Source organism: Saltatorellus ferox (assembly GCA_007751475.1).
Taxonomy (GTDB): Bacteria; Planctomycetota; UBA1135; order UBA1135.
On sequence record CP036434.1, the window covers coordinates 350,821 to 362,167 of the forward strand.

The 11,347-nt window shown below is 67.5% G+C and carries 7 protein-coding genes; 5 read left to right on the top strand and 2 right to left on the bottom strand.

Annotated elements, in window-relative coordinates; all coding sequences use genetic code 11:
• Nucleotides 1-79: 79 nt before the first annotated feature.
• The 3 genes from Poly30_RS01345 (at nucleotide 80) to Poly30_RS01355 (ending at nucleotide 5,755) form a co-directional block, all read left to right on the top strand.
• Entirely contained in the window at nucleotides 80-3,028 is a 2,949-nt protein-coding gene (locus Poly30_RS01345; RefSeq protein WP_145194226.1) for a PSD1 and planctomycete cytochrome C domain-containing protein, read from the top strand.
• Between the two features lie 16 nt (nucleotides 3,029-3,044).
• The gene (locus Poly30_RS01350) at nucleotides 3,045-4,466 is read left to right on the top strand and encodes a DUF1501 domain-containing protein (protein ID WP_145194227.1); all 1,422 of its coding nucleotides are present in this window, start codon (nucleotides 3,045-3,047) and stop codon (nucleotides 4,464-4,466) included.
• Between the two features lie 101 nt (nucleotides 4,467-4,567).
• Nucleotides 4,568-5,755, top strand: coding sequence for a redoxin family protein (locus Poly30_RS01355; protein ID WP_145194228.1), 1,188 nt, complete (start codon nucleotides 4,568-4,570; stop codon nucleotides 5,753-5,755).
• A gap of 8 nt (nucleotides 5,756-5,763) precedes the next feature.
• Here Poly30_RS01355 and Poly30_RS01360 read toward each other — a convergent pair whose 3' ends face one another.
• Nucleotides 5,764-6,906, bottom strand: coding sequence for an SGNH/GDSL hydrolase family protein (locus tag Poly30_RS01360; protein WP_145194229.1), 1,143 nt, complete (start codon nucleotides 6,904-6,906; stop codon nucleotides 5,764-5,766).
• A gap of 157 nt (nucleotides 6,907-7,063) precedes the next feature.
• Here Poly30_RS01360 and Poly30_RS01365 point away from each other — a divergent pair, with 157 nt between their 5' ends.
• Nucleotides 7,064-7,717, top strand: a complete 654-nt coding sequence (locus Poly30_RS01365; protein WP_145194230.1) for a hypothetical protein — start codon at nucleotides 7,064-7,066, stop codon at nucleotides 7,715-7,717.
• 577 nt (nucleotides 7,718-8,294) lie between these two features.
• Here the strand turns inward: Poly30_RS01365 and Poly30_RS01370 are convergent.
• A complete protein-coding gene (locus Poly30_RS01370) occupies nucleotides 8,295-9,767 on the bottom strand; it encodes a hypothetical protein (RefSeq protein ID WP_145194231.1) in 1,473 nt (490 codons plus the stop codon).
• Nucleotides 9,768-10,065: 298 nt separating this feature from the next.
• Between Poly30_RS01370 and Poly30_RS01375 the strand changes: the two genes are divergently transcribed.
• Nucleotides 10,066-11,316, top strand: coding sequence for a sulfatase-like hydrolase/transferase (locus Poly30_RS01375; RefSeq protein ID WP_419190816.1), 1,251 nt, complete (start codon nucleotides 10,066-10,068; stop codon nucleotides 11,314-11,316).
• The last annotated feature ends 31 nt before the right edge of the window (nucleotides 11,317-11,347 follow it).

The following is an 11,347-nucleotide window of genomic DNA, read 5'->3' on the forward strand; positions in this document are numbered from 1 at the left end:
CTGCTCGCCCGGCCGAGGTTAGAGAAGGGCAGAACGCCCTCTCTGCCGAAAGAAGGGGCAGGACCGCACCCCAACGCCCATGAAGCCCAACGCACCCGCTCTGATCCTCGCCGCCTCGGCCGTGATCCTTTCCGTCCACCTGGCGGATCTCAGCCTGGGGCAGGAGCAGGATCGAGATCCCGCTCGCGCCTTCGAGGCGCTGAAGCGGCGCTTCGACAAGGACCTCAACGGGAAGATCTCCGAGGCGGAGTTTGGCGGACGGGCGCGTGCCTGGAAGAGGCTGGACCTCGACGGCGATGGCTGGCTCACGCTGGCGGATATCGAGGCTAGGATCGCCGCAGGATCGGCTGCTGGCGCGAAGAAAGGCAAGCCAGAGGTGACGTCGAGAGCGAAGGGTCAAGACGCCCAGGTGGGCGCCTCGGCGGCGGCGACAGCGGGCGCCGGCCCGGCGACCCCCGAACAGATCAAGTTTTTCGAGACGCGGGTGCGGCCGGTGCTCGCGAACGAGTGCTTCAGCTGCCACTCGACGGGCGGGCGCGCCAAGGGCGGTCTGAGCCTCGACTCCCGCGCTGGTTTCCTCGACGGTGGCGCCACGGGGCCCGCGCTCGTTCCTGGCGACGTCGAGGCGTCCGCGTTCATCGAAGCGATTCGCTACGGGGACCCGATGTTCTCGATGCCGCCGAAGACGAAGCTCTCCGACGAGGCGATCACTGACCTCGAAGCCTGGGTTCGCATGGGGGCGCCCTGGCCGGAGGAAGCCGAACCGGAGATGGTCGAGATGTCGGGCAGCGGCTCGACCGGTTCCGCTGCGGACGAGGTCCCGTCGAAGAGCCTCAACCGCGAGATCGACCTGGAGGCTGGCCGCCAGTTCTGGTCGCTGCGCCCCGTGGTCCGCGCAGAGCCGGTGGCCGTGAAAGAAGACGACTGGTCGCGGAACGAAGTCGATCGTTTCCTGATCCACGCCATGCGAGCCGCGGGCGTCGAGCCCGTGGGAGATGCGGACGATCGAACCTGGCTGCGCCGCGTGACGTTCGATCTCACGGGGCTCCCGCCGACGCTCGAGGCGATCGCCGCCTACGAGGCCGACGAGTCACCGGAGCGCGATGCACACGTCGTCGACCGCTTGCTGGCCTCGGACGACTACGCCGAGCGCTGGGGTCGGCACTGGCTCGACGTGGCCCGCTACGCCGAGTCGAGCGGCAAGGAGCGCAACATCGTGTATCCCCACGCGTGGCGCTACCGCGACTGGGTGCTCGAGGCCTTCCGGCAGGACATGCCCTACAACGAGTTTCTCCAGCTGCAAATCGCTGGCGATCTTGCGCCTGCGGCCGACGACGACGAGCGCGCGTGGAATCAGATCGCCACGGGCTACCTCGCGCTGGGGGCCAAGGGCCACGCGAACCGCGACAAGATTCGATTCCAGCTCGACCTCGTGGACGAGCAGATCGACGCGTTCTCCCAGGGCATGCTCGGCATGACGCTGTCCTGTGCACGCTGTCACGATCACAAGTTCGATCCTGTTCCCACGGAGGACTACTACTCCCTGGCCGGGATCATGCTGAGCACCGAGACCCACTTCGGCACGCGCGCTTCCGCCGCCAACCGACAGGGCTCGGATCTTCTCGAGCTGCCGAGCGGGGCCAGCGTTCCGAACGGTCCCACCATGAGTCCGCTTCTGCTTCAGTTCCTCGATCGCGGCGCCGAGCGCCTCGCCGATCAGGTGGACGAGCAGATGATGAAGAAAGAGGAGGGCATGCTCACGGCGGATCAGATCAGCGCGCTTCAGCGCCGCATCCGTCAGGACCAGCTGGGACTGCTGGAGGACCTCCTTTCGCGGTTCGACGATCGCGGGAAGGCGCTGCCCTCGAACCGGCTGGCCATGGGGGTCTCCGAGGGTGAACCGCGGGACATCGCCGTGCTCGAGCGCGGCGAGCTCGACCGGCCCGGCGAGGTCGTGGCACGCGGCATCCCCCAGGTGTTCCGGAACGGAGCGGGCGACGGGATCGTCCGGGAAGGTAGCGGTCGCGCCGAACTCGGCGCCTGGCTCGCGAGCGACGACAACCCGCTCACGCCGCGCGTCTGGGCGAACCGGGTCTGGCTGCACCTCTTCGGCAAAGGCCTCGTGCCGACCCCCGACAACTTCGGGTTCGCCGGTCAAGCGCCGTCGCACCCCGAGCTGGTCGACTGGCTCGCGTCCGAACTCGTGGCCCAGGGTTGGTCCACGAAGGCGCTCATCCGCGAGCTCGTCCTGTCGCGCGCCTATCGCCTCGACTCGACCGGAGATCGCGCGAACGAGAAGATCGACCCCGATGTCGTGTGGCTCTGGCGCATGCCCGAGCGCCGGATGGAGTCCGAAGCGCTGCGCGACGCGATGCTCGTGATCGCGGGCACTCTGTCCCCGGAACGCCCCGTCGGTTCGCCGCTCGGGACCTTCGAAGGGCTCCTTCGGGAGGACCAGTCGCTCGCCGTCCTGATGCGCGAGATGCCGGTGCGCTCGGTGTATCTGCCGAGTCCGCGCGGTCAGCTCGTCGACACGCTGGAGGCGTTCGACGCTCCCGACCCTGAGTTCGTGACCGGCGACCGCGACGAGACGACGGTGGCGACCCAGGCGCTCTTCCTGATGAACGATGGCGAGGTGCTGAGGCTGGCGGATGCGTTCGCAGATCGCCTGCTGGCGCGAAAGGGCAGCGACGCGGATCGCGTGACGATGGCCTTCGAGCTGGCCTATGGCCGGAAGCCCTCGCGGGAGGAGTCCCGGGTGGTGCAGGCGTTCCTGAAGGACTTCGCACGGTCGGTCGAGAAGGAAGCCAGGCAAAAAGAGACGCCCGTGTCCGGCGCCGACAGGAAGGCGGACGATGAAAAGTCGCGGCGCGCCCGTCGACTGCGGGAGCGCAAGCGGGCGCGCGAAGAAGAGCTTCGCAAGACCTACGGCGGCGCACCGGCCGCGATCGAAGACCCCGAGCGCGCCGCCTGGTCCGCCTTCGCCCAATCCCTCTTCCAGAGCGCGGAGTTCCGCGTCATCGGCTGATTCGCCGGAGCTTTCCATGACACACTTCTTCGATTCCAGCGCGCGTTCTGCGCTCAGCCGCCGCGACACGCTTCGCGCGCTCTCGTGTGGCTTCGGCATGCTCGCCCTGCGCGGCCTGGCCGACGCGGCGCCCGGCGCCACCACGGGGCTGCCCACAGCGGACGGCCCGCTCGCCCCGAAGGCGCCGATGCTGCCCGCGAAGGCGAAGCGCGTGATCTTCCTCTCGATGCCGGGCGCGCCGAGCCACGTCGATACGTTCGATCACAAGCCCGAGCTGACCCGGAACTCCGGCAAGACGCTCTCGGGCTACCGCAAGGGCGCGAAGCTCCTCGGGAGCCCCTTCTCGTTCCAGCAGCACGGCAAGAGCGGGCTCTGGATCTCGGAGCTGTTCCCGCACGTGGCGAAGCACGCGGACCGCCTTTGCCTTCTGCGCGGCATGCACACGGACCTTCCGGCTCACCAGCAGGCCCGGACGAAGATGCACACCGGCAGCATCCAGTTCGTGCGCCCGTCCCTCGGGGCGTGGACGCTCTACGGGCTCGGGACGGAGAACCAGAATCTGCCGGGATTCGTGACGATCGGATCCACCGGCGGCGGCGCGAGCCTCCACGGCAGCGCCTTCCTGCCCGCCACGTACCAGGGCATGCCGATCGGCTCCGATCGAGCGGGGCGCCGCCGCTTCGGGCCCGCGAGCGAGCCCGTGGAGGACATCAAGAACCCGCGCCAGAGCGTCGAGCTCCAGCGCAAGCAGCTCGATCTCGTCCAGCGCCTGAACGGCGAGTACGCGTCGCGCGAGAAGGGCGACCGCGACATCGAAGCGGTGATCGAGTCCTACGAGCTGGCGTTCCGGATGCAGGCCGAGCTGCCTGAACTCCTGGATCTTTCCGCAGAGAACGAGAAGACGATGGAGCTCTACGGGATCGGCGGCGAGGAAACGGATAGCTTCGGGCGCAAGTGCCTGACCGCGCGCCATCTCGCGCAGGCGGGGGTGCGCTTCATCGAAGTGAGCGCGGGCGGCTGGGACACGCACCGGAACATGCGAGAGGAGCTGGGCAAGGCCTGCAAGGCCGTCGACCAGCCGATCGCTGCGCTTCTCTCGGACCTCCAGCGCCTCGGCATGCTCGAGGAGACGCTCGTGATCTGGGGCGGCGAATTCGGTCGGACTCCCTACGCCCAGGGCACGGACGGCCGGGATCACAACAACCGCGGCTTCACGACGTGGATGGCGGGAGGCGGCGTGAAAGGCGGCCTCTCTTACGGCGCGACCGACGAGTTCGGCATCGAGGCGGTGGAGGGCCGGATGTCGATCCACGACTGGCACGCGACGATCCTGCACCTTCTGGGGCTCGACCACGAGCGGCTGACCTACAACTACGCGGGGCGCGATTTCCGCCTGACCGACGTCCATGGAGAGGTCGCCAGGGAAATCCTGGCCTGAACTCCATGGGGCGGCGCGAGGCCGAGGTCCTCCGAAAGACCTTAGCTCGCCTTCATGGCGCGCTGGGTCGTTCTTGAGCCTGACAGCCGAAGCTTGGGTTCATGAAGAACTCACGCCCAACCAGCAGGGGAAGGTTTGGTGCCTTCGCCTTTGCAATTGTCGTTCCCGCCACGTTCATCGGCCTGGCGCAAGCCTCCGAGTCGGAGGGCCCGCAGGGGTCTGAAATCCTGGAGGCCGAAACGCGTCCCGTGGTGCTCGAACTCGGGGCGACAGCGCCTTTGTTCTCGCTTCCGACGTTGGCTGGTCGTCCCTGGTCGCTCGCTGAGCAGGCGGGTAAGGCGGTGATTCTGGAGTGGATCGACCCTGACTGCCCGATGGTCACGCGCCAGCACTCGCCCGAGGGATCGCTACGCCTTCTTCAGAAGCGCTGTGAAGGGCGGAGGGACATGGCCTGGATCGCCATCAATTCGAGCCACCCGTCCGCGCCCCAGTCGAAAGAGGACGCCAACCGCGCCGCCAGGGAGAGTTTCCTGATCGATTACCCGATCGGCCTCGACTCTACCGGCTGGGTGGGGCGCGCCTACGGCGCCGAGAAGGCCACGTACGTGGTGCTGATCGACCCCTCGGGGAAAGTCGCCTATCTTGGAGCGCCCGATGACGGACGGGAGAACCAGCTCCTCAGTCAAGCACTCGCCCACGTCACGCAGAACGAGCCCTTCGATGGCGCGTCGATGCCGGCCACCGGATGCGCGATTCGCTACGCGGATGGCGTCAAGTTGGGAGCCGCGCTGCCGCCGCTCACGTTCCGCACGATGGACGGAGAGATTCTCCATCCCCATCAGTTCCTGGGCGCACCGCTCGTGATCGAGTGGTTCAACCCGCTGTGTCCCGTGGTTCAGGCCGCGCACCAGACAGGGGGCGCGCTCGCCGATGCTCCCGAGGCGTGGACCGCCGCGGGAGCGCGCTGGATGTTCGTGAACTCCGCCTCGATCGGCCACGAGTCGACCGGGGATCGTACCGCGAAGAAGCTGGCGGAATGGGGCTACGACGACCTCATGGTCGCGCTGGACCCTGACGCCAAGCTGATGGAGGCCTTCGGCGCGAAGGTCACGCCCCACATGTTCGTGATCGACGGGCGCGGCGTCCTCGTCTACGTGGGCGGACACACCGAGAAGACGAACAGGAAGATGCGTCCGCTCGATCAGCTCCTTCAGGCGCACGAAGAAGGGAAACTGAAGGCGATGGAGTCCGTACCCGCCGCCTTCGGCTGCTCGATCGAGCGCGAGTAGTCGGTCGCTTATTTCGCGCTCAGCACGTCGCGAAGGACTGGCTCGAGCGCGTCCGCGTAGCGCACCATGCCGAGGTCCGACGGGTGGGAACCATCGACGGTGGCCTCCCCGTCCTCGCCGAGGAAGGGACGGTCCGCCACGTACGTCAGGCCGGCCACGCCCTCTTCCAGGAGTCCTTCGTAGGCCGTGCGGAAGGCCCGGTGATTGCCCACGTGGAGGTTCGAGCGCAGCGGGAACATCGCGGCGTTGGGATCGGTTCGATCTTCGACCATGACGATGGGCGTCTCCGGGCGCAGCGCTCTGAGGCGCCGCACGAACGGCATGGCGCGCTCGGCCGTCGCTTCCGGCGTCAGGTTCGGCAGGCAATCCAGAACGTACGCGCGCGCGTCCAGCTCGGCGATCAGATCGCAAAGCTCCGGGTCGAGCCGTCCGTTGCCGCTGAACCCGAGGTTGATCATGGGCACGTCGAGGCGGCGACCGAGCTGCGTGACGAAGGCCATGCCCGGGCGCGATGCGCAGGCGCCCTGGGCGATCGACGTTCCGTAGTAGACGATTGGGAGCTCCTGTCGCGGCGCCACGGATTCGATCTTGGAGCCTTCGGGCGCCCCGACTCGCAGCTGCTCGACGCCGTTGTAGAGGGGTAAGTGCAGGCGATACTCGCGCTTGCCCGGCCGGAGCCCGCGGACGAGGGCCACGTAGTCCGCGTCGTGGGGTTGCGCGGTGAAGACCCAGCGCCAGGGCTGACCTTTCTCGCGCGCGTAGAGGTCGAATCCGCTCTTGCCCGTCGCCGGCATGTGCGGCATCGCCAGCTCTGGTTCGAGCAGGCTGACCTCGAACCTCAGGAACTCGGCGTCGGAGCGGAAGGACAGGGACATCCCGGCGGTGTGCTGGGCGAGGCGCCAGATCGTGCCATTCACGAGGCTCTCCGCCCGCTCGGGCAGGCGACTCAGCGGCCGCGCGACGTCGGACCACCCGCGACCTTCGAGGCCGAACTGGAGCGCATCCCACATCGGCCACTCCTCCGAGGGAGCCCCCGGGCCCGTGCTGCTGGCGGGGTCGGTCGGCGGCGGCGAAGCGGCAAAGGCCGCGGACGGGCGATAGATGGCGGCCGTGAGGCCGAGTGCCAGGAGGTCACGGCGTGCGAGATTCATGAGCGCTACTTTACCTGGACCGCGGCCCTGAGGGCAGCGAGTGCTCCGCACCTCTTGTCCCCAAGGCCGCTGGCCGCCCTCTCAATTCGGTCTCGGGGTCTTCCTTCCGGGCACTCCCGTTCCACCCGACGAGGGTTTCTGGTCGATCACGCCATCGATGGAGCTGCCTGCGGACGACGAAGAGCCCTCGGAGTTCGGTGAGACGCCGGACGAGCTCTCGCAAGATTTTTTGGAGGAGCTCGTTCCTGTGTGGCCACCGCGCATCGCCGAGCCGCCGCGTCTCGCCTACAGCGAGGACGAGTACATGGGTCTCGCGCTCGATCCGCTGGGTAAGGCCCCGGAGCCCCCTGACTTCTCCAGGGTGCGCCTGACCGCCCAGGCGAAGGAATCACAGCGTCCCCATGAGAAGCGAGACCTGGCGCCCACGGCGGTGGTCTACGACCGCCACAATCCGAGCGGTCGCACGCGGGGCGACAAGGTCCTCCGGCCCACGGAAGAAGACCGGATCGAGCGTATGTGGCGCAAGCGCCGCGGCGCGGCCGTGACGGCGGCCTTCGGCGCCGGCCTCCTGACCCTCATCCTGACCTCGCTGCCTCCGCTCTACCTGGCGGGCGTCGTCCTCGTGGCCGCGCTGTCGGGCTGGCTCGCCTACGACCTCGGTGACACGGAGATCACGTGGGCCGCGTCGATGGCGCTGATCGGCCTGCCGATCGGCTGGAACTACGGAACGAGCGGCATCCTGATCGGCCTCCTGTTCATGTCCGGAGTGGGCTGGTTCACGGGGTTCGCAAGGGACGCCAATCTCTCCTGACGAGCCCAGGAGCGTGTTGCGCATTGACGAATCCGCGTAGCACGTTTCCCGAATCGCAATACTGCGTTGATTCGAACCCACGTGACTACGGAGTCTGCGCCACAGAATGCGACTCCGCGAGCACCGCCAGGATCCGCGCACGCGGCGTTGCGCCAAACCCCAATGGCATCTTGCCGGCCCGTCGCTGGCAGGGATACTCGCTTACAAGGCATCCGAGGCCCGGCGGAACCTACCGGGTCGTGGACGGCCTGGGTCACTCGATCGGTCCTGTGGTGGTCCACGCGCAGGGCGTGGCGCGCGTCGACTTCGAGGAGTGAGCCGGGTGGCCGGTGGACCCTGCGGCCCGTAACCCCGAAGGATGCGCTCGGACCATCGAAGCGCTCCGATTTGGCGCTGGCGATCCAGTGCGGTTCAGCGCGATTCTGAATTCAACCGGATCTGCCGATCGAGTCAACGGGGTCATTGACCCAGATAGATGCGCAAAGCGTTGGTCGTGCTCAGTCCTTTCCCATGGCGATAGACTCCTTGCACGGTGAATGAGCCGCCGGGAATCAACGCCGTGGAGATCCCCTGGAGTTCAAGCGCGGACGAAGCCATAGAGAAGGTGCCCGTCGAACTGGCCGTCAAGGGGGGAAAACTGAAACAGACCCTGCACAGCGTCAATGCACAGCTCAATTCCAGCGGACGCAGTGAAGCCGTCGTTCAGCCCCGCCACCACCAAGGTCGTGGCCCCTGGAGGCAGCTCATATCCGCGGATCCGCGCCGCATCGAAAGGTGCGGCGCCCGAACCGGAGACCAGGAGCGTCGCTGTACCGTTGCAGTAGGGCACCGCCCGCACGGAGCCCAGCGGCCTGACTTCGAAGCGCGGTGCAGCGACCGTTCCCGCGTCGGGAATCGCGCCCGGTCCTGCGATGAGGACTGACTCGCCCCCATCGATATCGACCCCCCCTACGTAGACGCCGGTCCGCTCCGTGTCGAAGACGCGGTACTCGCCGTCGTACCACTCCAGGTGGCGCACCGTGCAGAAGCCCGGCGCGGTATCTTTCACGCCGATGACGAGCTGGCCGTCCTCCGCCGCAACGAGCGAGCCGTACGGCGGGTTGTAGTCGCGGGTGAGCGTCTCGTCATGGCGGATCACCTGGATTGCGGGCTCGGTGGGCGGGAGCGAGAGATCGAAGACGATCGTGACAGCGTAGTCGACGCATCCGAGGATGAGTCGCGTTCCGTCGAGCGCCACGGTGGACGGAAAGCACAAGGGACTTACCTGGGGCACGTTCTGGAGATTGGCCTGGCGAAACAGCTGCCAGCCAACACCTGCACCACCGTACTCGTAGACCGCCTCGGAAATCGCCAGGCGGTCGCCGACCATCAGGTGAGCGTTGCCCCCGTTCGGAGGGAACACGACGCTGGTATCGACCTGCTCGAGCGACCATAGCCCATTAGCTCCACGAGTGTAGGTCTCGAGGATTCCAGTCGGAGTGCCGAACACGGCACCCGGGGAGCCGATCACCATCCGGTTACCATCCGCGACCACGAACGAGCCCCCGCCCGCGCTCTGACCGTACGTCGGATGGGGCGTGAGCGTTTGAACCAGGCCCCAGACGCCGCCGGCGGCAACGCGCTCCATCACGGCGACAGAGTAGGGCTCCGAAGTGGCGCCATCCGGCTGGTAAGGAACGAAGAGCGTGGAGTCCGTGAGCGCGAACCCTCGACCGAAAAATCGAAACGGCGCGGTGACCGACACACCGGCATCGGAGGCATCGAGAACGTCCTCGACCTGCCATCCCGAAGACGTCCTTCGATGAATATGGAGCGCGCCTTGATTGCCGTCAACCGGAGAGACGGCGAGTGAGTGAGCGACCACGAGGTCACCTCGCTTGGCGACCTTCTCCACCAGCCAATCCCCCGGATATCCGAGGGGAAGGTTCCCCTGGAAAATGTCGAAGGGCAAGACCTCTCGAGGGCCGCCGGTGAACTGGACGGCCGCCAGGGAGGACCCAGCCAGCGAGGAAGAAGCGACAAGGACGACGAGCGGAAACAGGCGAGTCATGGGGTGAGCTGTGTGGCAGAGGTGGGGATGCGCATCGCGCGAGAGTCTCTTGGACTCTACTCTGGCGGGTGTATTGCTGCCAGCCTACGAGCGAGCGTGAGACAGGTGATGGCTACCAGTGGAGTAAGGCGCCGCGCATCCAGGATGGGTGAAGACGATCCAGGCTGGACGTCAGAGAGGGGCCTCCGTCAGTTGCATGCTCCATCACCGCGGTGTCCACTCGCACCGGGCACAGGTCAGACTCTTGGGTCTTCGAGGAACCTTGGGCGCTCGATGGAGAAGCGCGTATCGTGGGCACATGTGGATCCTGACCGCCGCGCTCATCGTTTCTTGTTCTATCGCGTCCCTCCAGGCCGATGTCCCATCGGGGCCGCCGCCTCCCAACGTCCTGCTCATCATCTCCGACGACCAGGGGTGGGGCGATTTCGGCTTCATGGGGAGCGACGTCATCGCGACGCCTCACCTGGATCGGCTCGCCGGGGAATCGCTGGTGTTCCCGCGCGGGTACGTGCCGACGGCTCTCTGTCGCGCGAGCCTCGCCACCCTCGTCACGGGCCTCTATCCGCACGAGCACAAGATCACCGGGAACGATCCGCCCAAAGGCGTCGATCGAGCGCGGATGCTCGCTCACATCGAAGCGGCCGTGACCGTGCCGGAGCTTCTCGGCGCCGCCGGGTACCGGAGTCTGCAGACCGGGAAGTGGTGGGAGGGGGAGTGCCTGTGCGGCGGCTTCACCGAAGGGATGTCCCACGGGGATCCCGCCCGCGGCGGCCGGCACGGCGATGAGGGCCTCGCGATCGGACGGACCACCATGAAGCCGGCGCTCGATTTCATGGACGCCTGCCAGGACGAGGGCAAGCCGTTCTTCCTCTGGTACGCGCCGCTTCTGCCGCACACGCCGCACAATCCGCCCGAGCGGCTGCTCGAGGCCTACGCCAGGCCCGACGTGCCGGCTTCGATCGCGAAGTACCGCGCCATGTGTACTTGGTTCGACGAGACCTGCGGGACGCTTCTCCAGCACCTCGACGCGCGCGGCCTCGCCGAGAACACGCTCGTCGTCCTCGTGGTCGACAACGGCTGGGTCCAGCGGCCCGATGCCGGGGGCTACGCGCCGCGGAGCAAGCGGACGCCCTACGAGGGCGGCGTGCGGACTCCGATCGTGCTGCGCTGGCCGGGCCACATCGCTCCCGCGCGCCGCGAGGTGCCGGTGAGCAGCGTGGACCTCGCGCCCACGATCTTGACCGCGTGCGGGATCGACGTTCCCGGGGCCTGGCCCGGCGTCGATCTGCGGGGCGACCTCTCGTCGCGCAGTCCGCTCTTCGGCGCGGCGTACACCCACGACGTCGTGGACCTCGATGATCCGGCGAAGAGCCTGCTCACGCGCTGGATCCTGCGCGATCCCCACAAGCTCCTGGTGCACACGGACCCGGCGCTCGGCCCGGAGCTCTACGACGTACGCGCGGATCCAGCGGAGGAGCACCCGCTGCAAGACCCGGCGACGGCCGCCTCCCTGCGGGCGGAGCTCGATCGGTGGTGGGACGGGCAGTAGGCGCGGCGCCTTGGGCCCCCCTGGCGGTTTG